This is a genomic window from Streptomyces tsukubensis (assembly GCF_003932715.1).
GTDB lineage: Bacteria > Actinomycetota > Actinomycetes > Streptomycetales > Streptomycetaceae > Streptomyces > Streptomyces tsukubensis.
The window spans coordinates 1452045-1474601 of sequence record NZ_CP020700.1 but is presented as its reverse complement, the minus strand read 5'-3'; the positions used below and the strand labels follow the sequence as shown (position 1 = coordinate 1474601).

Below are 22557 nucleotides of genomic sequence, written 5' to 3'. Positions count from 1 at the left end.
CAAGACGAGCCCCGGCCATACCCGGGACGCGATCCGCTCAGATCCGGTCCGCCGCGCTGATCCGGGAGAGGTGGATCAGTACGTCGTAGGACGACAGCAGATCCGTGTCGAGCGGCGCCTCCGGCCAGGAGTTGCCGATGCTCCTGGTGGGGCGGGTGCGGCCCAGCCAGCGCCGCGCGGACGGAGCCGCCGTACGCATGTCGATGTAGTAGTTCCCGTTCCCGTTCCCGTTCCCCGGCCGGACCCGTTCCAGCGTCTCCTCGTTGCTGCCCGGTGCGGCCGGTCCCACCGAGAAGCGGCGGATCGGCTCCGCGGGATCGTCGAGGTCCATGGCATTGAACGAACCCCGGCCGAAGGTGAAACCGGCACATATATAGGCGCTGCCCATCAGATCCCGGATGAAGGCGCCCTGGAGCCGGGGGTACATATCGGGCCGCGTGGACTCGTATCCCACATGCCCGTTGTGCGCCGACAGCAGTACCTTCTCGCCCGTGAGCCGGTGCCAGCGGACCGTGTTCTCGGCCATGATCCGGTCGCGGTAGAGCATCATCTCCGCCCGCGCTTCGGCCGATGCGAAGTAGTCATGGGTGTAGAACTCACCGACCTGGGCGATCGCCCGCGCGTGCTGCACGGCCCAGGCATGCTCCCGGGCGGCGGCCCCCGTCCCCGCCGGGACGGACTCCACCAGCTCCAGCGCCTCGGCCACCTCCGCCGCCATCGCCCTCCGCTCCGGTATCGGCCGGGTCAGATACCGCTCCGTCCACTCGTGGAGGGTGCCGACGGGCCGGGAGGCCGCGTACAGCGCCCGCAGCCGGGGCAGCAGCTCCGGACGGCGGTCGGCGACATGAGCGGTCACCGCGTCGAACAGTTCGGGCCCCGCGTAGGAGCAGTCGTTGCCCGCGAACCGCACCGGCCGGTCCGGACGGCGGAGGTTGTACTGCCGCATCCAGCGCAGCAGGTCCAGATACTCCCGGGTCCGCCACAGCAGATACGAACTCTGGAACTCCTCCTCCATGATCTGCCGCAGATCGCCCTCGCCGCGCAGCACATAGGCGTTGAGCCGCACCCCGCTGCTCCACGGCGTCTCCAGCATGAACGTGGTGAAACCGCGGTGCTCCACCAGCTGCCGGAAGATGCGGTTCTTGGTGCGGAAGAACTCCCGCGAGCTGTGCGTGGCTTCCCCGACGCCGACGATCGCCGCCGCGCCCACCATGTCCTCCAGCGGGCGCAGATCGGCGAGCGGCCGGGCCGCCCGCCGCAGCGCGGGCAGGGGATCGGGGCCGGGAGGCCCGGCGGCGGCCGGGGGCACGGGAGCGGCGGTGGCGGCGGTGGCCGGGGCGGTGGCAGCGACCAGCCCGCCCAGGGCGACGGCGGACGCGGCGCGCAGCACGGTACGGCGAGGTGTACTCGGATCGGAGATCGTCATGGCACCAGCCTGACGTCCGTGATCACCGGCGGACCATCCGGCAGTCCTCCGTCCGGAGTTGGGGAAACCCCCCGTCCCGCCCCTGCGGATAGCGCCAGTTCCACGAGGGCGCGCAGGCCGCATCCGCCGCGGCGCCCGGCCCGCCGCCTGCGCTCAGTAGCGCAGATACCGCCTCCGTACGGAACGGAACGCCCCCAGCCCCTCCTGCCATGCGCCGGTGATCTCGTCCGTCCCGGCCCCCGCGTCCACCATCGTGCGGACGGCCGCCGTGCCGCTGAGCGTGTCCAGCCAGGTCGGGTTGGACCGGAGCCACGCGAACTCGCGCCAGCTGCGCTTCGCCGTCACCAGCAGGCTGATCCCGGTCCGTACCGGATCGAAGGCGGCCCGGTCGTGGACATGGAGCTGCACTCCGCCGACGGTCTTTCCCTGGTGCTTGCCGAACGTCGGTGTGAAGTAGGCTTCCCGGAACCGCACGCCGGGCAGCCCGAGGTCGTTCGCGGCCTCCGCCCACCGCCCGTCGATCCCCGGCGCCCCCAGCAGCTCGAACGGACGGGTCGTGCCCCGCCCCTCCGACAGCTCGGTGCCCTCGAAGAGACAGGTGCCCGCATAGACCAGCGCGGTCTCCGGGGTCGGCATGTTGGGGCTCGGCGGCACCCAGGGCAGACCCGTGGTGTCGAAGAAGTCGGAGCGGCGCCAGCCCGACATCCGTACCGTCTCCAGACGTACCGGACGGTCCTTCAGGAACTCGGCGTTGAACAGGGCCGCCAGCTCGGCGACCGTCATCCCGTGCGCCTGGGCGATGGGACGGCGGCCGACGAACGAGGTGTACCGCATCTCCAGCACCGGCCCCAGCGCGGCCCGGCCCGTCACCGGATTCGGCCGGTCGAGGACGACGAATCGTTTCCCCGCGATGGCCGCCGACTCCATGCAGTCGAACAGCGTCCAGATATAGGTGTAGAAGCGTGCGCCCGCGTCCTGGATGTCGAAGACGACCGTGTCCACACCCGATGCCGTGAAGACGTCCGCGAGCGGCTGCCCGGACTTGCGGTACGTGTCGTACACCGGCAGCCCGGTCGCCGGGTCGTCGTACCGCCCCTCGGAGCCGCCTGCCTGGGCCGTACCGCGGAAACCGTGCTCCGGGCCGAAGACGGCCACGAGGTCCACCCGGTCGTCGGCGTGCATCACATCGACGATATGGCGTACGGAGGAGGTCACCCCGGTCGGATTGGTGACCACACCGACGCGTTCACCGGCCAGCAGGGCGTAGCCGTCGGCGGCGAGCCGGTCGAAGCCCGTACGGACCCGGGGGCCGTGCCGCCCGTGACCGTGCCCGCCACCGGACCGCCCGCCCCCGGCGTCGTCCGCGCGGGCCGTGGATCCGGTGGCGGCGAGTGCCCCGGCCGCACCGCTCGCGGCCAGCAGTCCCCGTCTGGACAGGCTCATACGACTCCTTCGGTGTTTCTGGTAGCTCTGCTGTCCTTGCTGTCCTTGCTGTCCTTGCTGTCCTTCGGCCGTCCCTCCGGCTGCTGCCGGAGCTGATCATCCTTCGTGTGGTGCGCACGCTAGCGCGGCCCGGTGCGGCGAGGGAACGACGCGGTCGTACGATCCTCTTCCTCCTTCATGACCGACCGCTTAGTCTGTCCACCGGCCGGGCGGGGCCGCCGGGCCGCAGCGGACGGAGCGAGGGCCCCGCGGCCGAGGGCGGGAAGATCCCCGGGCGGGAGCCCGGGAGGAAAGGCGGTGGGCGGCATGGCCAGGACGACGGACGGGGACGGCGCCCCCGTACCCCGGAAGCTGCTGTCGGCCGCCACCCGGCTCTTCGCCGAACACGGCTACGACAAGACCTCCGTCCAGGAGATCGTGGAGGCGGCGGGCGTCACCAAGGGCGCCCTCTACCACTACTTCGGCTCCAAGGAGGACCTGCTCCAGGAGGTGTACGGGCGGATGCTCCGGCTCCAGCAGGAGCGGCTGGACGCCTTCGCCCGCTCCGGTGCGCCGGTCGACGTCCGGCTGCGGGCCGCTGCCGCCGACGTCGTCGTCACGACCATCGAGAACCTCCACGACGCGACCATCTTCTTCCGCTCCATGCACCACCTGTCGCCCGAGAAGAACAAGCAGGTACGGGCGGAACGGCGGCGCTACCACGAGCGGTTCAGGGCGCTGGTGGAGGAGGGGCAGTCGAGCGGCGTCTTCTCCGCGGCCACCCCCGCCGATCTGGTGGTCGACTACTACTTCGGCTCCGTGCACCATCTGTCGACCTGGTACCGGCCCGACGGCCCGCTGACCAAGGAGCAGGTCGCGGACCATCTCGCGGATCTGCTGATGCGGGCCCTGCGCCCCTGAGCACGGGCGGCGCGGCAGCGCGCCGCGCTTCTGCCCCGTGAGCGCCCCCGCCTCAGGCGTACCGCCGCAGCTCCCGGCGGGCGAGCGACCGCTGATGGACCTCGTCCGGCCCGTCGGCCAGCCGCAGCGTCCGGGCCGCGGCCCACAGCTCCGCCAGCGGCGTGTCCTGCCCCACCCCGGCCCCGCCGTGGAGCTGAACCGCCCGGTCGAGGATGTCCACGACCGCCCGCGGCGTCGCGATCTTGATCGCCTGGATCTCGGTGTGCGCGCCCCGATTGCCCACGGTGTCCATCAGCCAGGCCGTCTTCAGGACGAGCAGCCGCAACTGCTCGACGGTCACCCGGGCATCGGCGATCCAGTTGCCGACGACCCCCTGCTGCGCCAGCGGCCCGCCGAAGGCCGTACGCGACAGCGCCCGCTCGCACATCAGCGCGATCGCCCGCTCGGCCATGCCGATCAGCCGCATGCAGTGGTGGATCCGGCCGGGACCCAGCCGGGCCTGGGCGATCGCGAAACCGCCGCCCTCCTCGCCGATCAGCTGCGCCACCGGCACCCGGACGTCCTCGAACACCACCTCGGCATGGCCGCCGTGGGCATGATCCTCGTAGCCGTACACCTTCATCGCCCGGACGATCCGCACCCCCGGGGTATCCCGCGGCACCAGCACCAGCACCATCGACTGCCGGCGCCGGACGTCGGCACCGTCCGGATCGGTCGCCCCCATCACGACGAAGACCGCGCAGGCAGGGTTCATCGCGCCGGAGATGTACCACTTGCGGCCGTTGACGACATAGAAGTCGCCGTCGCGTTCGATCCGGGTCCGGATATTGGTGGCATCCGACGACGCCACCTCCGGCTCGGTCATGGCGAACGCGGACCGGATCCGGCCCGCGAGCAGCGGCTCCAGCCAGCGCTCGCGCTGTTCCGCGGTGCCGAACTCCGCGAGCAGCTCCATGTTCCCCGTATCGGGCGCGGCGCAGTTGACCGCGGTGGGGCCCAGCTGCGGGCTGTGGCCGGTGAGCTCCGCCAGCGGCGCGTACTGGAGGTTGGTCAGCCCGGCACCGTACCTCCGGTCGGGCAGGAAGAGGTTCCACAGGCCCCGGCGGCGGGCCTCCGCCTTCAGCTCCTCGACGACCGGCGGGGTCTCCCACGGCGATACGAGTCCGGCGCGCTGCTCCTCGGCCACCGCTTCGGCGGGCAGCACGCACTCCGTCATGAACGCCCCGAGCCGCTCCCGGAGGTCCTCGGTCCGCTCGTCGAACGCGAAGTCCACGGCTCAGCCTCTCCGCAGGGTGGTCAGCCCGTGCTCGACGAGGAGCGGGACCAGTGGGCCGAACCGGTCGAAGCCGGTGCCGACGGTCTGTCCGAGTACGTAGCGGTAGTGGATGCCCTCCAGGATCACGGCCAGTTTGAACCAGGCGAAGGCGGTGTACCAGGAGATGGCGTGGACCTTGCGGCCGGACCGTTCGGCATACCGCTCGACCAGTTCGGCGGCCGTGGGGTGTCCGGGCGCGGCGGCGGTGCTGCTCACCGGTGAGTCGGGGAGTTCGAGGGGGTGGCTGTACATCGCCAGCAGCCCGAGATCGGTCAGCGGATCGCCGACCGTGGACATCTCCCAGTCCAGAACGGCCGTGATCCGGTCGTCGGGTCCGACGAGAACGTTGTCGAGACGGTAGTCGCCGTGGACGACGGCGGGCGCCGGGGACTCCGGCAGGGCGCGGCCCAGCTCCGCATGCAGCTCGTCGATCCCTTCGAGGTCGCGGCTTCGGGAGGCGGCGAGCTGTTTGCCCCAGCGCCGCAGTTGCCGGTCCAGATAGCCGTCGGGCCGGCCGAAATCGCCGAGTCCGACCGCCTCGGGGGCCACCGCGTGCAGATCGACCAGGGTGTCCAGCAGCCCGAGGAGAACGGACCGGGTGCGCTCGGGCCCGAGGGCGGCGAGCTGTCCCGCAGTGCGGTACGGGGTCCCCGGCGCGTACTCCATCACATAGAAGGGCGCGCCGGTCACCGAGGTGTCCTCGCAGAACAGGACCGGCCGGGGGACCGGGACGGGGGTCGGGTGCAGGGCGCTGATGACGCGGTGTTCGCGCCGCATGTCGTGCGCGGTCGCGAGGATGTGGCCGAGCGGGGGACGGCGGACGACCCACCGTTCGCGGCCGTCGGTGACGGAGTACGTGAGGTTGGAGCGGCCGCCTTCGATCAGTTCGGCGGTCAGCGGGCCGGTCACCAGCCCCGGGCGTTCGCGGTCGAGGAGGTCGCGCAGGCGTGCCGGGTCGAGGCCGGGCGGGGGTTCGGAACGCATCGTGGACGACCTCCGGGGGCGACGGGACCGACCAACCGATGATGACCGACCAGTCGGTATGCAGTCCAGGGGGTGCGCCGGGGGCGTGTGGGAGATCCGTGGTTTCGAACAGCCGTACGGAGCGAAGCGGTTCGACCCCGGCAGGCGGCTCCGGCCACCGCCCCGGCCACCGCCCCGGCCACCGTGCGCGGTCCCCTGCCGCCGGGCTCAGCGCAGCAGTGTCAACGCCGAGACGGCCAGGGCCACCGTGCACGCCACCGCCGCCAGTGCGGCACGGGCCGACAGTGCCTCCGGACGGGTGGTGTCCAGGGCCCGGGTCCGGTGGCGCGCAAGACCCAGGAACATCAGCCAGACGAACATCGCGGCCGCCCAGCCGGCCAGTGCGGTGGTGTCCGTGGCGCCGTCGCCCGCCGCCTGACGGGCCGCCAGCACCGCCACCACCGTGAACGCCAGGGCCGTCCGCCGCCAGGCGAGCCGGGTCCGCTCCGGCTGGAGTCCCGGATCCCGGTCCTCCCCGCGGCCCCCGACCGACGTCGCCGTCACCAGTTCCCCTCCCGGCCCAGCAGCACCACGGCCACCATCACCAGGGCCACCAGGGCGACGACCAGACTCAGTACGGCGGGCAGCCGGGAGACCGGCAGATCGTCGCCGCGCCGCATCGCCTGCTCGCACCGCACCCAGTGGTTGACGGCCCGCAGCGCGCACAGCACCCCGGCCACCAGCAGCCCCAGGGCCATCGCGGCCCGGACCGCCCAGCGCAGTTCGGGCAGGAACTGGTCCACCGCGAACCCGGCCCCTATCAACGCGAGCGCCGTGCGCAGCCAGGCCAGAAAGGTCCGCTCATTGGCCAGCGAGAAGCGGTAGTCGGGGGTCCGTCCGTCCGCCCGCACCCGTTCGGGCGAGAACCAGAGCCGCAGGCTCCGTACCCAGCCCGTCATCCACCCACCCGGCATCGGCACCGGCCCGTCATCCGCGGCGGTACCCGCATCGGCTTTCGCTTCCGTATCGGCAGCCCCATGCGGCGCACGATACCTGCGGTGTGATCATCATGGCCGGTGGCGGGCGGTCTCAGCGTCGGCGTGGCGGGCGCGCAGCAGTTCATAGGCGGCCAGTCCGTCCGGCGTCCACTGCCAGGTCCGCAGCCGTCGCTCCACCTCCTCCTCGGGCAGAAAGTCCCACCAGGCGATCTCCTCGGGCTGCGGGCGCACCGGCAGGGTGCAGCGCACTTCGTAGACCGCCGAGTTCCAGGACCCGAGGGCGGTGCCGGAGTCGTACGCGAAGGTGAACAGGGGGACGGGGCGCGGGAGCCCGCTCACCCCCAGCTCCTCCTCGGCCTCGCGCAGCGCCGCCGCGTCGTAGGTCTCGCCCGCGCCGACGACCCCGCCGACGAACATGTCGTACAACGAGGGGAAGACACGTTTCGCCGCCGTTCTGCGGTGGACGAAGATCCGGTCGTCCGCGTCACGGACCAGGACGAACGCCACCCGGTGCCGCAGTCCGCGGGCGTACGCCTCGCCCCGCGTCGCCCGGCCGGTCACCCGGTCGGCTTCGTCCACGATGTCGATCAGCTCGCCGTCGGATCCCATGGTGCCCATTCCACCACCCCGGCACCCGGACGGGCCTGTTGACATGCTCCTGGCCCGTACCGAGGATCGTCCCGACACCGCACCGGCACGGAGACGGGGACCCATGGCGTACGACGCGGACGTGATCGTGATCGGGGCCGGCCTCGCCGGGCTGGTGGCCACCGCGGAACTCGTCGCCGCCGGACGTACGGTCATCCTGGTCGACCAGGAGCCGGAGCAGTCGATCGGCGGTCAGGCGCACTGGTCCTTCGGCGGGCTCTTCCTCGTCGACTCGCCCGAACAGCGGCGGATGCGGATCCGGGACGGTGTGGACCTCGCCCGTCAGGACTGGCTGGGCACGGCCGGGTTCGACCGCGAGGACGAGGACCGCTGGCCGCGGCGGTGGGCCGACGCCTATGTCGAGTTCGCCGCCGGGGAGAAGCGGTCCTGGCTGCGGCAGCACGGAATCCGCTTCTTCCCCGTCGTCGGCTGGGCCGAACGCGGCGGATACTCCGCAACCGGCCACGGCAACTCGGTGCCGCGCTTCCACATCACCTGGGGCACCGGTCCCGGTCTGGTCGCCCCCTTCGAACAGCGGGTGCGCGAGGGCGTGGCGCGGGGGCTCGTCCGGCTCTGCTTCCGCCATCGCGTCACCGGGCTCGGCCGCACCGGCGGCACCCTCGACACCGTCAGCGGCGAGGTGCTGGAGCCGTCCGCGGCCGAACGCGGCACCGCCAGCAGCCGGGAGGTGGCCGGGGCGTTCGAGTTCCGGGCCCAGGCCGTGATCGTCGCCTCGGGCGGGATCGGCGGCAACCACGAACTGGTCCGCGCCCAGTGGCCGGGCCGGCTGGGCGCGCCGCCGCGCACGATGCTCTCGGGCGTTCCGGCGCATGTCGACGGGCTGATGCTGGGCATCGCCGAACGCGCCGGGGCCAGTCATGTCAACCAGGACCGGATGTGGCACTACACCGAGGGCATCGAGAACTGGAACCCGGTCTGGGCCCGGCACGGGATCCGGATCCTGCCCGGCCCGTCGTCGCTCTGGGTCGATGCGCGCGGCCGTCGGCTGCCGGTGCCCCTCTTCCCCGGCTTCGACACCCTCGGCACCCTGGAACACATCGTGACCTCGGGCTACGACCACACCTGGTTCGTGCTCGACCGGAAGATCATCGGCAAGGAGTTCGCGCTCTCCGGTTCCGAGCAGAACCCGGATCTCACGGGGCGCTCGGTGCGCGGGGTGATCGGGCGGGCCCGGGCCGACGTCCCCGGGCCGGTGCGCGCGTTTATGGACCACGGAGCGGATTTCGTGGTGGAGGAGGATCTGGCGGCCCTGGTGCGCGGAATGAACGCGGTCACCGGCGACGAGCTGATCGACGAGGCGGTGCTGCGGCGGGAGATCGTCGCCCGGGACCGGGAGATCCGCAATCCCTTCACCAAGGACCTCCAGGTCACGGCGGTGCGCGGGGCGCGGAGGTATCTCGGCGACAAGCTGATCAGGACCGCGGCCCCGCACCGGATCCTGGACCCGGCGGCCGGTCCGCTGATCGCCGTACGGCTGCGGGTGCTGACCCGCAAATCGCTGGGCGGGCTGGAGACGGATCTGTCGTCGCGGGTTCTGGGCACGGACGGCACCCCGCTGGCCGGGCTGTACGCGGCGGGGGAGGCGGCCGGGTTCGGCGGCGGCGGGGTCCACGGCTACCGCTCCCTGGAAGGCACGTTCCTCGGCGGCTGCCTCTTCTCGGGGCGCGCGGCGGGCCGGGCGGCGGCGGAGGCGGTGCGCTGAGCCGGCGGGCCCGGAGGGACTGCGGTACGGCTCCGGGAACGCGGACGTCCCGCGGCGGGCGAACCCACCGCGGGACGTGCGGCCGTACGAGATCCGGCCGGACGTACCGGCTGCCGTACCGGCGCTACAGCACCAGCGACAGCAGCAGGACGAAGACGAGACCGACGACCGAGATGATGGTCTCCATCACCGACCAGGTCTTGATGGTCTGGCCGACGTCCATGCCGAAGTACTCCTTCACCAGCCAGAAACCGGCGTCGTTGACATGGCTGAAGAAGAGCGAACCACAGCCGATCGCCAGCACCAGCAGCGCGGACTCCGTGCTCGACATGCCGACCGCCAGCGGGGCCACCAGACCGGCGGCGGAGATCGTCGCCACCGTCGCCGAACCGGTCGCCAGCCGGATCGCCACCGCGATCAGCCAGGCCAGCAGCAGCGTCGGGATCGACCAGTTCTCCGAGAAGTCCAGGATCATCTGGCCCACGCCGACGTCGATCAGGGTCTGCTTGAAGCCGCCGCCCGCGCCGACGATCATCAGCACGCCCGCGATCGGGGCGAGGGACTTCTCGACGGTGGAGGAGATCCGGTCCTTGGTGAAGCCGGCCGCACGGCCCAGTGTGAAGAGTCCGACGAGGACCGCGGCCAGCAGCGCGATCAGCGGGGAGCCGATGACGTCGGTGACCTTCTGGACCGGGTTCTCCGGATCGTCTATCACGATCTCGACGAGCGCGTTCGAGAGCATCAGGACGACCGGCAGCAGCACCGTGAAGACGGTCGCGCCGAAGCCCGGACGCTTGTCGAGGTCCTCGGACGGACGGGCCGGGATCATGTTCTCCGGCGCCGGGACGTCCACCCAGCGGGCCGCGTACTTCGCGAAGACCGGACCGGCGATGATCACGGTCGGGATGGAGACCAGGACACCGAGGGCCAGCGTGACGCCCAGATTGGCGTCGAGGGCGTCGATCGCCACCAGCGGGCCGGGGTGCGGCGGGATCAGTCCGTGCATCACGGACAGACCGGCCAGCGCCGGAATGCCGATCCGCATCAGCGAGTAGTTGCCCCGCTTGGCCACCATCAGCACCACCGGGATCAGCAGCACGATGCCGACCTCGAAGAAGAGCGGCAGACCGATCACCGAGGCGATCAGCACCATCGCCCAGGGCATCGTCGAGCCCTTGGCCTTGGCGAGGATCGTGTCGACTATCTGGTCACCACCGCCCGAATCGGCGAGCAGCTTGCCGAGGATGGCGCCGAGGGCGATCAGCACACCGACACCGGCGACGGTGGAGCCGAGTCCCTTGGAGAAGGACTCGATGGCCTTGCCGAGCGGCGCTCCGGCGAACGCGCCCAGCGCCAGCGACCCGATGGTCAGCGCCAGGAAGGCGTGCATTTTGTACTTGGTGATGAGCAGCACGATGACGGCGATGCCCGCGAGTACGGCGATGCCGAGCTGGGCGTTGCCGGCCGAGGTGATCGGCGCCAGCGGATCCGCTGCCAGCGTCTCGACGCTGAGACTGGTCACGGTGGTTCCTTACGAGAACGAGGGTTCGGGGACGGGGTGTGGGGGGTTGCGCGCACACCGGTGACCGGCGTACGGCAGGGGGTACGGGGCCTGCGGTCAGCCCGCGTCCGGAGGAGCCGCGGCGCCCAGGGCGGCCAGCGCCCGGGCGGTGATCTCCTCGGGGGAGCCGGAGACGTCGACGGCGACGCCCGCCTCGTCCGCCTCCAGCGGCTCCAGCGTGGCGAACTGCGAATCGAGCAGCGCCGTGGGCATGAAATGGCCCCGGCGTGCCGTCATCCGGTGCTCGATGAGCTGCCGGTCACCACTGAGGTGCAGAAAGACGGCGTCCGGCGCGGCGGCCCGCAGCCGGTCGCGGTAGACCCGCTTGAGGGCGGAGCTGGACACCACACCGCCGAGCCCGGCCCGGCTTCCCGCCCAGGTGCCGATGGCATCCAGCCAGGGCCACCGGTCCGTGTCGTCGAGCGGTGTCCCGGCGGACATCTTGGCGATGTTGGCCGGGGGGTGGAAGTCGTCGCCCTCGGCGTACGGAACGCCCAGGGCGGCCGCGAGCAGGGGGCCGACGGTGGTCTTGCCGGTCCCTGCCACGCCCATCACCACGACGACCTGCGGGGTGCGCGGGGTGCTCATCTACTGCCTCACTGTCTGACGTCGACTCCGGTGTCGACATCGGTCCGTCGCGCTACTGAAACCCATTAGGTACGACTTATTCAAGACTTCGAGATGTAAACGTCATACTTTTGAGGTGTGATCCTCGCCCCTCGGACCGGCCTTTAGGCTGGGCACATGACCACAGCGGGCCATGGCCTCCATACGCACGTGCTGGACACACTTGGCCTCGCCATCACCGCGGGGGACTATCCGCGGGGCAGCGTGCTCCGCACCGACGAGATCGCCCAGCGCTTCGACGTCTCGCGCACCGTGGTCCGTGAGGTGGTCCGGGTCCTGGAGTCGATGCGGCTGGTCGAGTCCCGCCGCCGGGTCGGTGTGACGGTCCGTCCCATCGACGAGTGGAACGTCTACGACCCGCAGGTCATCCGCTGGCGGCTGGCGGGTTCGGACCGGCCGCGCCAGCTGCGCTCGCTGACCGTGCTCCGGTCCGCGATCGAACCGGTCGCCGCCGGGCTGGCCGCCCGCAACGCCACCCCCGAGCAGTGCGCCGAGCTGACCGCCTGTGCCCTCGGCATGGTGGAGACCTCGCGCGGCCAGCAGCTGGAGGCGTACCTCCGGCACGACGTCGCCTTCCACCGGATCGTGCTCACCGCGTCCGGCAACGAGATGTTCGCCCGCCTCGGGGACGTGGTCGCGGCCATCCTGACCGGCCGTACGCACCACCAGGTGATGTTCGAGGACCCGGACCCGGCGGCGGTCACGCTCCATGTGCAGGTGGCCGAGGCGGTGAGGGAGGGGGACGCGGAGCGGGCCGAGCGGATCACCCGTGAGATCGCGGTGGGCGCACTCGCGGAGCTGGACGTCCTGGCCCCGGACCCGGCCCCGCCTGCCGTGCCCACCCTGCCGGGCGTCTGAGCCCCCCGCCCGCCGTCGGCCGTGGCTTCCCTCCCGTAAATCCCCCCTGGCATCCACACCGGCTGCGGTACGACCCCACAATCAGTGCGACCCCTTACGTCCATCCGGTCGTCCCGATGGAAGTGGGAGGGGCTCCTCCGGTTCATGATTTACTGCCACCTTGGTTTATATGTAGGCAACCTCAGAAACACCTCAGATCTCTTTCCCGGTGACCTGGAACACTGCCAACATCGCAGGACCGCTCGATGGTGTGCCGTCGGGCCGCGTTCCGGCCGCCCCGGTGAACACCTTCCACCGGCAGCCCCGGGCCCGGCGTGCACCCATCACCCCCCATGCACCCACACGAAGGCGAACCACCCCCCTATGAGTGACCGCACCACCGCGTCCGACAGCGCGGTCGCCGGGGCTCCGGCGACCGGCTCCCGCCCGACCACCCCCCATGTGGACGCCGGTGACGCCGGTTACAGCAAGGACCTCAAGTCCCGCCACATCAACATGATCGCCATCGGCGGCGCGATCGGTACCGGGCTCTTCCTCGGGGCGGGCGGCAGACTCGCGGACGCCGGACCCTCACTCGCCATCGCCTACGCGGTCTGCGGTGTCTTCGCCTTCTTCGTGGTCCGGGCCCTCGGCGAGCTGGTGCTCTACCGCCCCTCCTCCGGTGCCTTCGTCTCCTACGCCCGCGAGTTCATGGGGGAGAAGGGCGCCTTCACGGCAGGCTGGCTGTACTTCCTGAACTGGTCCACCACCACCGTGGCGGACATCACGGCCGCCGCCATGTTCGCCCACTACTGGTCGCTCTTCAGCGATATCCCCCAGTGGGTGCTGGCACTCATCGCCCTCGCCGGTGTGCTGGCCATCAACCTGATCTCGGTGAAGTACTTCGGTGAGATGGAGTTCTGGTTCGCGATCATCAAGGTCGCCGCCCTGGTCTCCTTCATGCTCATCGGCATATTCCTGCTGGTCACCCAGCAGGACGTGGGCGGCCACAACCCGGGCCTCTCCACCATCACCGAGAACGACGGAATCTTCCCGGTCGGCCTGCTGCCGATGCTCGTGGTCGTCCAGGGCGTCGTCTTCGCCTACGCCTCCGTCGAACTGTGCGGCGTCGCGGCAGGCGAGACCAAGAACCCCGAGAAGGTCATGCCCCGCGCGATCAACTCGATCATGTGGCGGGTCGGCCTCTTCTACGTCGGCTCCGTGGTCCTGCTGGCGCTGCTGCTCCCGTACACCGCCTACTCCGCGGACGAGAGCCCCTTCGTCACCGTGATGGACAAGCTGGGCGTGCCCGGCGCCGCCGGAGTGATGAACCTCGTCGTCCTCACCGCCGCGCTCTCCAGCCTGAACGCCGGTCTCTACTCCACCGCCCGCATCCTGCGCTCCATGGCGACGGCGGGCTCCGCGCCCCGCTTCACCGCCCGGATGAACAAGGGACAGGTTCCGTACGGCGGAGTGCTGCTGACCGCGTCCTTCGGCGTCGCGGGCGTCGGCCTGAACTTCGTCGTCCCCGGCCAGGCCTTCGAGATCGTCCTCAACCTCGCCTCCCTCGGCATCCTCGGCACCTGGGGCATGATCATGCTCTGCTCCCTGCTGTTCTGGCGCCGGGCCGAGGAAGGCGGAGTCACCCGCCCCGCGTACCGGCTGCCGTGGGCGCCGTACACACAGATCGTCACCCTGGTCTTCCTCGTCGGAGTGCTCGTCCTCATGTGGTGGGGCGGCGGGGTCGGCCGGACCACGGTCAATCTGCTGCCGCTGATCGTCGCGGCCCTGGTCGGCGGCTGGTTCGCCGTCCGGCGCCGGGTGAACGCCATCGCGGCGGAGCGCGAGACGCTCTGATCCCGGTCCGCCGGGAGAGCCGGGGTCCGGGGAGTCGGCCGACTCCCCGGACCCCGTTGCCGTACGCGGACGAGGCACCGCGCCCGTCCCGCGCCCTTGCCGCCACCCGGGGGCGAGCAGCCCTGTGACGTCCGGTTGTGGGGTTGTCCACAGGCTGTCGCGGTCCGCAGCCCGACGGTCCATAGTGGTGGTTCCGAATCAATGATGATCTCGGCGGTGACGGCCTCCCCAGGGACGGTCCCGCCCCGTGGTCGCAGCCGCAGCACGAGAAAGGGCGGAACCGATGTCCCAGCAGGTCCGCGGAGTGGTCGCACCGGGCAGGAACGAGCCGGTGCGGGTGGAGACGATCGTCGTCCCCGACCCCGGCCCGGGAGAGGCCGTGGTGCAGGTGCAGGCCTGCGGGGTCTGCCATACCGACCTGCACTACAAGCAGGGCGGGATCAACGACGACTTCCCCTTCCTGCTGGGCCACGAGGCCGCCGGAATCGTCGAATCCGTGGGCTCCGGCGTCACCGACGTCGCCCCAGGCGACTTCGTCATCCTCAACTGGCGCGCGGTCTGCGGAAACTGCCGGGCCTGCCGCCGCGGCCGCCCGTGGTACTGCTTCGACACGCACAACGCCCGGCAGCGGATGACCCTCACCGACGGCACCGAGCTGACCCCGGCGCTCGGCATCGGAGCCTTCGCGGAGAAGACCCTGGTCGCCGCCGGGCAGTGCACCAAGGTCGACCCGGCCGTCGCCCCCTCCGTCGCCGGACTCCTCGGCTGCGGCGTCATGGCGGGCATCGGCGCCGCGGTCAACACCGGCGCAGTCACCCGCGGTGACACCGTCGCCGTCATCGGCTGCGGAGGCGTCGGCGACGCGGCGATCGTGGGTGCCCGGCTCGCCGGTGCCGCCACGATCATCGGCGTCGACATCGACGACCGCAAGCTGGAGACCGCCCGCTCCATGGGCGCCACCCACACGGTCAACTCCCGCTCCACGGACCCCGTCGAGGCCGTCCGCGAACTGACCGGCGGCTTCGGCGCCGACGTCGTCATCGAGGCCGTCGGCCGCCCCGAGACCTACCGGCAGGCGTTCTACGCCCGCGACCTCGCGGGCACCGTCGTCCTGGTCGGCGTCCCGACCCCCGAGATGACCCTCGAACTGCCCCTGCTGGACGTCTTCGGCCGCGGCGGCTCCCTCAAATCGTCGTGGTACGGAGACTGCCTGCCCTCCCGCGACTTCCCGATGCTGATCGACCTCCACCAGCAGGGCCGGATCGACCTCGGCGCGTTCGTCACCGAGACCATCGGCCTCGACGACATCGAGCAGGCCTTCGCCCGGATGCACGAGGGCGACGTCCTCCGCTCGGTGGTGACCCTGTGACCACCCGTATCGACCGGCTGATCACCTCCGGCACCTTCGCCCTCGACGGCGGCGTCTGGGACGTCGACAACAACGTCTGGATCGTCGGCGACGACACCGAGGCGATCGTCATCGACGCCGCCCACGACGCCGGCGCCATCGAGACCGCCCTCGGCGGCCGTACCCTCCGCGCGATCGTCTGCACCCACGCCCACAACGACCACATCGACGCCGCCCCGGCGCTCGCCGCGGCCACCGGCGCCCCCGTCCTGCTCCACCCGGACGATCTGCCGCTCTGGCAGCAGACGCACCCCGACCGCGAGCCCGACGGCCCGCTCGCCGACGGCCAGACGCTCACCGTCGGCGGTACGGAGCTGACGGTGCTGCACACCCCGGGCCACGCCCCCGGGGCGGTCTGTCTGTACGCCCCCGCGCTCTCGACCGTCTTCACCGGTGACACGCTCTTCGCCGGCGGGCCCGGCGCCACCGGCCGCTCCTTCAGCCACTTCCCCACGATCATCGACTCGATCCGGGATCAGCTGCTGACCCTCCCGTCCGACACCACCGTCCTCACCGGCCACGGCGATGCGACGACCATCGGCGCCGAGGCGCCCGCCCTCGACGAGTGGATTCAGCGGGGCCACTGAGCGAGCCGCAGCCCGCTCTCGAAGCGGCGGTGCTCACCGGTCAGCGGATCGGTGAACTCCAGCACCTTCGCCAGCAGTTGCAGCGGCCGGGACCAGTCCTCGGCCGCGGACTCCTGGACGACCGGATACAGCGGGTCGTCCAGGAGCGGCAGCCCCAGGGCGTTCATATGGACCCGGAGCTGATGGGTCCGCCCGGTCACCGGAAGCAGCCGGTACCGCCCCAGACCCGCCCGGTGCTCCAGCAGCTCCACCCGGCTCTCACTGTTGGGCTCGCCGCTCTCCTCCCGGGCCGCGAGCACCCCCCGCTCCTTCACGATCCGGCTCCGTACGGTCCGCGGCAGCGCCACCCCCCGGTCGTACGGAGCCACCCCCTCGTACTCCTTGCGCACCCGCCGATCCCGGAACAGCGTCTGGTACGCCCCCCGGTCCCCGGCCCGGACGATGCAGAGCACCAGCCCTGCCGTCAGCCGGTCCAGCCGGTGCGCGGGCTGGAGCTCCGGCAGCCCCAGCTCGCGCCGGAGCCTCGCCTGCACGGTCTCGGTGATATGCCGGCCACGGGGCGTGGTGGCGAGGAAGTGCGGTTTGTCGGCGACGACGATCCGCTCGTCCCGGTACACGATCCCGGCCCCGAAGGGCACCGGCTCCTCCGGAGCGAAATCCCGGTGGAACCAGAGCAGCAGCCCCGCCGCATACGGTTCGTTCGCCACGACGGCGCCCTCGCGCGAGACGATCCGGCCCGCGCCGAGCAGCGCGTCGGCCCGCTCGGCGCCGTACCGCTCGGCCAGATGGTCTCCGACGGTCGCCCACCGCCCGCCGGGGTCCTCGGGCAGTCTGAGCCGTACGGGATCGACCCCGTCGCGCTGGGGCAGGGGCGAGACGGGCGCCCGTCGTCCACGGCTCACCGCGGCTCCTCTCTGCTGCCGCCCCCATCTGCGGGGGAGCCCGGATACGGGAAAAGCCCCTCCGAAGAGGGGCCTTTCCGCTGGTGTCCGAGGGGGGACTTGAACCCCCACGCCCGATAAAGGGCACTAGCACCTCAAGCTAGCGCGTCTGCCATTCCGCCACCCGGACCAGGTGTCTGCCGTTCGGCCTGGGCCGTTCCGACGTGGAAAACCATAGCAAACATTCGGAGGTCTCCGATCACCCCTTTCCCCCTCCCCTTCCCCCCGGCTCCCCTTCCGCCGGACACCGCCCGGTTCCGCCGGGCTTCTCTTGGGACACGGCCCCCGGCGCGGGAGGATGGGCGGGAAGCACCAGCGACTGCGGGAGGAACCAGCGTGAGCGAGCCGACGAGTGCCCGGACCGTCCGGGGCGAGGACGAGGTCGTGGATCTGTGCCGGGAACTGATCCGCATCGACACCAGCAACTACGGCGACCACTCCGGGCCGGGGGAGCGCGCCGCGGCCGAGTACGTCGCGGAGAAGCTGGCCGACGTGGGGCTGGAACCCAAGATCATCGAATCGCACCGGGGCCGGGCCTCCACGGTGGCCCGCATCGAGGGCGAGGACCCCTCGCGCCCCGCGCTGCTGATCCACGGGCACACCGACGTCGTACCGGCCAACGCCCACGACTGGACCCATCACCCCTTCTCCGGGGAGATCGCGGACGGCTGCGTCTGGGGCCGGGGCGCGGTCGACATGAAGGACATGGACGCCATGACCCTCGCCGTCGTACGGGACCGGCTGCGCAGCGGACGCAAGCCCCCGCGCGACATCGTCCTGGCCTTCCTCGCCGACGAGGAGGCCGGCGGTACCTACGGCGCCCGCCATCTCGTCGACAAGCACCCGGACCTCTTCGAGGGCGTCACGGAGGCGATCGGCGAGGTCGGCGGCTTCTCCTTCACCGTCAACGAGAACCTGCGGCTCTATCTCGTGGAAACCGCCCAGAAGGGCATGCACTGGATGCGGCTGACCGTGGACGGCACGGCCGGCCACGGCTCCATGACCAACAACGACAACGCGATCACCGAACTGTGCGAGGCCGTCGGACGGCTCGGCCGGCACCGCTGGCCGGTGCGGATGACCCCCACCGTACGGTCCTTCCTCGACGAGCTGTCCGATGCGCTCGGCACCCCGCTCGACCCCGAGGACATGGACGCCACCCTGGCCAAGCTCGGCGGTATCGCCAAGATGATCGGTGCCACCCTGCGCAACTCCGCCGCCCCCACCATGCTGGGCGCCGGCTACAAGGTGAACGTCATCCCCGGGCAGGCCACGGCCCATGTCGACGGCCGCTTCCTGCCGGGGCACGAGGAGGAGTTCCTGGCCGATCTCGACCGGCTGCTGGGCCCGCGGGTACGGCGCGAGGACGTCCACGCCGACAAGGCGCTGGAGACCGGCTTCGACGGCGATCTGGTGGACGCCATGCAGTCCGCGCTGCGCGCCGAGGACCCGATCGCGCGGGCCGTTCCGTACATGCTCTCCGGCGGTACCGACGCCAAGTCCTTCGACGACCTCGGCATCCGCTGCTTCGGCTTCGCGCCGCTGCAACTGCCGCCCGAGCTGGACTTCGCCGGAATGTTCCACGGCGTCGACGAGCGGGTCCCCGTCGACGGGCTCAAGTTCGGCGTCCGTGTCCTGGACCGCTTTCTCGACGCCTGCTGAGACCCCGGCGGAGATCCCTGCCGAGACCCCCGCCCGGCTTCCGGCAGCGCCGGTGCGACCCTCCGACAATCGTCTCTGTGTGCGTGACCGACTGAAAAGAGTGAAAGCCTCCTCCGCCTCGTAGCTCCCTCGAACCCTCCTCGTTACAGGTGGTGCGGTCCGCGGCTGGGACCGCACTGCCTACTAGGAGGAATAATGATCAAGAAGGTCGTCGCCGCCGCGGCTGTCACCGGTGGTCTGGTGCTGGCCGGCGCGGGTGCCGCCGTGGCCAGCTCGGGCGCCCAGGGTGCCGCTGTGAACTCCCCCGGTGTGCTGTCCGGCAATGTCGTCCAGGTTCCGGTCCACGTGCCGGTCAACGTCTGCGGCAACACCATCAACGTGGTCGGGCTGCTGAACCCCGCCTTCGGCAACACCTGCATCAACGGCTGAATGCCGCATCACATGCCCCGGGCCCCGAGGGCCCGGGTATGAAGGCGGGCGGTCCCGGAGCGCAACCACGCACTCCGGGACCGCCCGGCATTTCCGCCCCGGGCGCCCGTGCCCGGAGGAATTCCTGACGATTCAAGAAGGCAGGGAATCACCTATGCGACAGGTGACGCGTAAGGGCCTGATCACCATGGCCGCGGCGGCGGGCGGGGCACTCGCTCTCAGCGGGGGATACGCACAAGCGGACTCCGGAGCGAACGGGGCGGCGGTCAACTCCCCGGGTGTCGGCTCGGGGAACACGGTCCAGGTCCCGGTCAACGTCCCGGTCAACGCCTGCGGCAACACGGTGGACGTGGTCGGACTGCTGAACCCCGCGTTCGGCAACAACTGCGCCAACACCTCGTCCCCGGCCAAGGCCGGACCGGCGAAGCCCGCGCAGGCCAAGCCCGCTCCCGCGCCCGCCCCGGCCACCAACGGCTCCGGCAACGGCGTTCCGGCCACCCATCTGCCCGCCGGTAACCTGCCCGCGGCCACCAACGGCTCCGGCACCACCACCGGCGGCGGCGCCCACGCGGGCGGCGGCACGGCCAACTCCCCGGGCGTCGGCTCCGGGAACACGGTCCAGGCTCCCGTCGACGTCCCGGTCAACGCCTGCGGCAACACCGTCGACATCATCAGCCTGCTGAACCCCGCGTTCGGCAACACCTGCGTCAACGACAGCTCGATCGCCCAGCCGCTGCCCCCCGAGCAGCCCGTCACGCCGGTCAAGCCCGGGCAGCCGGTCGAACCGCCGACCGCCGTCAAGCCGGTCAACCGCGCCCCGGAGGCGCCCGTGAGCCGGTCCGCCGAACGCCCGGCCGAGGACGACGGCGTCCTCGCCCAGACCGGAGCCGGTTCGCTCGGCCTGATCGCCCCGGCCGGAGCCGGCCTGCTGCTGGCCGGTGCCGTCCTCTACCGGCGGTCGCGCGCCTCCGCCTGACCGCCGGAACCCTCCCGTACCCCCGCGCCCGGCGCCGCCCGGACGGCGCCCACACAACGGCCGGGGTACGCGGACGACAGAGCGGGCCCCGCTGCGGCGGGGCCCCTTTCGCGCTGATCGCACCGGGGTGACCGGCGGACAGCGCGCCGATCACCCGGTGACGCCCCTGTGCCGCCGACCGGCCACCGGGGCGTGATCACCAGGTGGCGCGGAGCTGGCGGATGATCCGCCGCCGCAGCCGCACTCTCCGGCTGCCGTCGCGGTGCAGTGTCAGTCGGTCCAACTCCCAGTGTCCGTACTCGGCATGGTCGGTGAGCAGACGCGTCGCCTCCTTGCGGGAGACCCCGCGGGGGACGTACACGTCGACAAATTCGTATTCCGGCATCGCATCTATTGTGCGGGCACGGCCCCGGTACGGATAGCGTCTGCACTATGTCTGATGCTGCGCAGCCCACCGCTGCCGAGGTACGTGCCGCCGCCGAGGCGGTCAAAGCCGCACTGGACCGTCACCTCGCGGCGGTCGAGAACCGCACGGGAGAGGACGACCCGGCCGTCTACGACGCGTTCAACGCCCTGGCCGTGGCGGCCGAGGCGTACGACGAACGGCTCTACGACCGCTACGACGAGGTCACGCCCTTCGAGATCCCGGGGGCCGAGGACGCGCTGCCGCCCTATGCGGGGCCCGAGGAACCCAATGCCCTCAGCGTGCTCATCCGCCGTGACTACGCGGTGGTCGAGCCTCAGCGGCTGCTCGCGCAGGCCCAGCGCATCGCCGACATCGAGGCCGTGGACGACCCCGTTCCGGGGGCCGCACGGCCCGCCGGGGCGAGCGTGCACACGGCGCTCGGGGTGCTCTTCGGGGAGTACGAGCCCGACGAGATCGCCACCCGGCACAAGGAGTTCGGCCTGGAGGAGGGCGACTCCACGCTCTGGGTCTCCGCCGGGGACGAACTCCCCGAGCCGGGCGAATGGCTGGCCGCTCCCTTCGAAGCGGATGCCCAGCGGGTGATCTGTCGCTTCGACGTCAGCGCCGTCTTCGACGAGGACGACCTCGGTGAGGAGCTCGACGAACTGCGCCGCTGACCGGCGGCGGCCGCGCAGGAGGTACGGGGCCGGGCCCTGCTCCCCGAATCCGGGGGAGCAGGGCCCGGCCTCTCGGCGGTACGAAGGCGTGGCACCGCCCCTTCACGGGCTGCCCTACCGCCGGTGGTCCAGCAGCGTCCTGGCGATGGTGACCTGAGTCGGCTCCAGCGTCTCCTTACCGTCCTCGACGTCCCACAGCCCGTTCTGGAGCACCCGGCCCAGCGTCCAGCCGACGGCCCGGCGGCGGTCCGCGCCGACGGCCTCGGCCAGGCGGTCGAAGCGGTGGAGTACGGCCCGGCCGATGTCGCCGGACGAGGTCACCGCTTCCCACCGGTCGTCGATGGCGGGCAGCAGGTCGAACGCGGGGTCCCCGGCCAGCGGCTCCGGGTCGATCGCCAGCCAGGGCTCGCGCTCACCCGCGAGCACATTGCCCGTGTGCAGATCCCAGTGGAGCAGCCGGTCCCCTGCCTCCCCGGCCAGCTCGGCGACGGCGGCGGCACAGGTCTCCAGCAGCTTCCGCTCGTCCGGGTCGCGCAGCGCCGGGGCGGCTGCCGGGGCTTCCTCCACCATCGCGGCGGCGATGTCCGACAGGCTGCGCAGCCCGCTGGGCGCGGGTAGGGCGGTGAGCCGGGCGAGCAGATCGGAGATTACTCCGACAGCGGTCTCCTCGTCGGTCACCGAGGACAGCGGCCGGGACGCGTCCAGCCGCTCCAGCAGCTGGGCAGCGCTGCCCTCGTCGTCTTCGAGCAGCCGTACGATGCCGTTGCCCCGCCAGGCGCGCAGCCCGTCGGCTGCCCCGGCGGTCTCCTCGCGCACCTGCTGGAGTTTGAGCGCGGCGGGCGTGCCGTCGGCCCGGCGCACGGGCAGGACCAGCGAGGCCATGCCCCAGCGGGCCGGGCCGTCGAGCCGCAGCTTCCACCGGTCCAGCAGCTGTTCGCCGAGCCTCGGCAGCCCGGCCAGCCAGGCACGCGCCTCGGCGCCCTGGGTGCCGTACGACGCGGCGAAGGCGTCGGGGACGTCGATCGGGGTCGATGTGGTCATGGAATGTCACTCCTTCGTGGACAGCGGATGCCGTTGTGTACGAAGGAGGCGGCGGGGGTGCCCGGATTCCGGGCAGGCGTCAAAGCATGCGGCCACCCTAACGCGGCGTGATCGCCGGGCCGCGGGATTTTT

At 71.5% G+C, this 22557-nt stretch carries 22 protein-coding genes and 1 tRNA gene; 10 read left to right on the top strand and 13 right to left on the bottom strand.

Features of this window, described 5'->3' with window-relative positions:
• Positions 1–37: 37 nt before the first annotated feature.
• Together B7R87_RS05115 and B7R87_RS05110 are read right to left on the bottom strand one after the other, a co-directional pair.
• Positions 38–1426 carry an erythromycin esterase family protein gene (locus tag B7R87_RS05115; RefSeq protein ID WP_130585434.1) on the bottom strand — a complete coding sequence of 463 codons (1389 nt, stop codon included), beginning with the start codon at positions 1424–1426 and terminating at the stop codon, positions 38–40.
• Between the two features lie 153 nt (positions 1427–1579).
• The gene (locus B7R87_RS05110; RefSeq protein ID WP_006350151.1) at positions 1580–2869 is read right to left on the bottom strand and encodes an exo-beta-N-acetylmuramidase NamZ family protein; all 1290 of its coding nucleotides are present in this window, start codon (positions 2867–2869) and stop codon (positions 1580–1582) included.
• Positions 2870–3175: 306 nt separating this feature from the next.
• Between B7R87_RS05110 and B7R87_RS05105 the strand changes: the two genes are divergently transcribed.
• On the top strand, positions 3176–3769 hold the full coding sequence (locus B7R87_RS05105; protein WP_040916761.1) for a TetR/AcrR family transcriptional regulator: 594 nt from the start codon (positions 3176–3178) through the stop codon (positions 3767–3769).
• Positions 3770–3821: 52 nt separating this feature from the next.
• Here B7R87_RS05105 and B7R87_RS05100 read toward each other — a convergent pair whose 3' ends face one another.
• From B7R87_RS05100 to B7R87_RS05080, 5 genes are all read right to left on the bottom strand, one after another.
• On the bottom strand, positions 3822–5042 hold the full coding sequence (locus tag B7R87_RS05100) for an acyl-CoA dehydrogenase family protein (protein WP_006350153.1): 1221 nt from the start codon (positions 5040–5042) through the stop codon (positions 3822–3824).
• A gap of 3 nt (positions 5043–5045) precedes the next feature.
• The gene (locus B7R87_RS05095; protein WP_006350154.1) at positions 5046–6068 is read right to left on the bottom strand and encodes a phosphotransferase family protein; all 1023 of its coding nucleotides are present in this window, start codon (positions 6066–6068) and stop codon (positions 5046–5048) included.
• Between the two features lie 207 nt (positions 6069–6275).
• On the bottom strand, positions 6276–6611 hold the full coding sequence (locus B7R87_RS05090) for a DUF202 domain-containing protein (protein ID WP_006350155.1): 336 nt from the start codon (positions 6609–6611) through the stop codon (positions 6276–6278).
• Positions 6608–7006 carry a YidH family protein gene (locus B7R87_RS05085; RefSeq protein ID WP_006350156.1) on the bottom strand — a complete coding sequence of 133 codons (399 nt, stop codon included), beginning with the start codon at positions 7004–7006 and terminating at the stop codon, positions 6608–6610. Before B7R87_RS05085 ends, B7R87_RS05090 begins: the two co-directional genes overlap by 4 nt.
• A gap of 108 nt (positions 7007–7114) precedes the next feature.
• The gene (locus B7R87_RS05080; RefSeq protein WP_006350157.1) at positions 7115–7654 is read right to left on the bottom strand and encodes an NUDIX domain-containing protein; all 540 of its coding nucleotides are present in this window, start codon (positions 7652–7654) and stop codon (positions 7115–7117) included.
• A 103-nt stretch (positions 7655–7757) separates the two neighbouring features.
• Here B7R87_RS05080 and B7R87_RS05075 point away from each other — a divergent pair, with 103 nt between their 5' ends.
• Positions 7758–9416 (top strand): FAD-binding dehydrogenase, encoded by a 1659-nt coding sequence (locus B7R87_RS05075; RefSeq protein ID WP_006350158.1) that lies wholly within the window; start codon positions 7758–7760, stop codon positions 9414–9416.
• 124 nt (positions 9417–9540) lie between these two features.
• Here the strand turns inward: B7R87_RS05075 and B7R87_RS05070 are convergent, their stop codons facing one another.
• Together B7R87_RS05070 and B7R87_RS05065 are read right to left on the bottom strand one after the other, a co-directional pair.
• On the bottom strand, positions 9541–10938 hold the full coding sequence (locus tag B7R87_RS05070; RefSeq protein WP_006350159.1) for a GntT/GntP/DsdX family permease: 1398 nt from the start codon (positions 10936–10938) through the stop codon (positions 9541–9543).
• A gap of 96 nt (positions 10939–11034) precedes the next feature.
• Positions 11035–11565 (bottom strand): gluconokinase, encoded by a 531-nt coding sequence (locus B7R87_RS05065; protein ID WP_006350160.1) that lies wholly within the window; start codon positions 11563–11565, stop codon positions 11035–11037.
• Between the two features lie 156 nt (positions 11566–11721).
• Between B7R87_RS05065 and B7R87_RS05060 the strand changes: the two genes are divergently transcribed.
• From B7R87_RS05060 to B7R87_RS05045, 4 genes are all read left to right on the top strand, one after another.
• On the top strand, positions 11722–12462 hold the full coding sequence (locus B7R87_RS05060) for a FadR/GntR family transcriptional regulator (RefSeq protein WP_040916760.1): 741 nt from the start codon (positions 11722–11724) through the stop codon (positions 12460–12462).
• A 363-nt stretch (positions 12463–12825) separates the two neighbouring features.
• Positions 12826–14298 carry an amino acid permease gene (locus B7R87_RS05055; RefSeq protein WP_006350162.1) on the top strand — a complete coding sequence of 491 codons (1473 nt, stop codon included), beginning with the start codon at positions 12826–12828 and terminating at the stop codon, positions 14296–14298.
• Between the two features lie 283 nt (positions 14299–14581).
• Positions 14582–15667, top strand: coding sequence for an S-(hydroxymethyl)mycothiol dehydrogenase (locus tag B7R87_RS05050; protein ID WP_006350163.1), 1086 nt, complete (start codon positions 14582–14584; stop codon positions 15665–15667).
• Entirely contained in the window at positions 15664–16293 is a 630-nt protein-coding gene (locus B7R87_RS05045) for an MBL fold metallo-hydrolase (RefSeq protein WP_006350164.1), read from the top strand. The genes B7R87_RS05050 and B7R87_RS05045 overlap by 4 nt, the downstream gene beginning before the upstream one ends.
• On the opposite strand, the gene B7R87_RS05040 is transcribed toward B7R87_RS05045, so the two are convergent.
• Together B7R87_RS05040 and B7R87_RS05035 are read right to left on the bottom strand one after the other, a co-directional pair.
• Positions 16278–17195 (bottom strand): pseudouridine synthase, encoded by a 918-nt coding sequence (locus B7R87_RS05040; protein ID WP_006350165.1) that lies wholly within the window; start codon positions 17193–17195, stop codon positions 16278–16280. The genes B7R87_RS05045 and B7R87_RS05040 overlap by 16 nt on opposite strands.
• Positions 17196–17276: 81 nt before the next feature.
• A tRNA-Leu gene (locus B7R87_RS05035) sits at positions 17277–17364 on the bottom strand.
• A 206-nt stretch (positions 17365–17570) separates the two neighbouring features.
• Here B7R87_RS05035 and B7R87_RS05030 point away from each other — a divergent pair.
• The 3 genes from B7R87_RS05030 (at position 17571) to B7R87_RS05020 (ending at position 20301) form a co-directional block, all read left to right on the top strand.
• Positions 17571–18896 carry a M20/M25/M40 family metallo-hydrolase gene (locus tag B7R87_RS05030; RefSeq protein ID WP_006350166.1) on the top strand — a complete coding sequence of 442 codons (1326 nt, stop codon included), beginning with the start codon at positions 17571–17573 and terminating at the stop codon, positions 18894–18896.
• A gap of 195 nt (positions 18897–19091) precedes the next feature.
• Positions 19092–19325, top strand: a complete 234-nt coding sequence (gene chpH, locus B7R87_RS05025) for a chaplin ChpH (protein ID WP_006350167.1) — start codon at positions 19092–19094, stop codon at positions 19323–19325.
• Between the two features lie 154 nt (positions 19326–19479).
• Positions 19480–20301, top strand: a complete 822-nt coding sequence (locus B7R87_RS05020; protein ID WP_006350168.1) for a chaplin — start codon at positions 19480–19482, stop codon at positions 20299–20301.
• Positions 20302–20497: 196 nt separating this feature from the next.
• Here B7R87_RS05020 and B7R87_RS05015 read toward each other — a convergent pair whose 3' ends face one another.
• Positions 20498–20686 (bottom strand): DUF5703 family protein, encoded by a 189-nt coding sequence (locus tag B7R87_RS05015; RefSeq protein WP_006350169.1) that lies wholly within the window; start codon positions 20684–20686, stop codon positions 20498–20500.
• A gap of 47 nt (positions 20687–20733) precedes the next feature.
• Here B7R87_RS05015 and B7R87_RS05010 point away from each other — a divergent pair, with 47 nt between their 5' ends.
• A complete protein-coding gene (locus tag B7R87_RS05010) occupies positions 20734–21384 on the top strand; it encodes a hypothetical protein (protein ID WP_006350170.1) in 651 nt (216 codons plus the stop codon).
• A gap of 114 nt (positions 21385–21498) precedes the next feature.
• Here the strand turns inward: B7R87_RS05010 and B7R87_RS05005 are convergent, their stop codons facing one another.
• Positions 21499–22425, bottom strand: coding sequence for an aminoglycoside phosphotransferase family protein (locus tag B7R87_RS05005; protein WP_006350171.1), 927 nt, complete (start codon positions 22423–22425; stop codon positions 21499–21501).
• Positions 22426–22557: the final 132 nt, after the last annotated feature.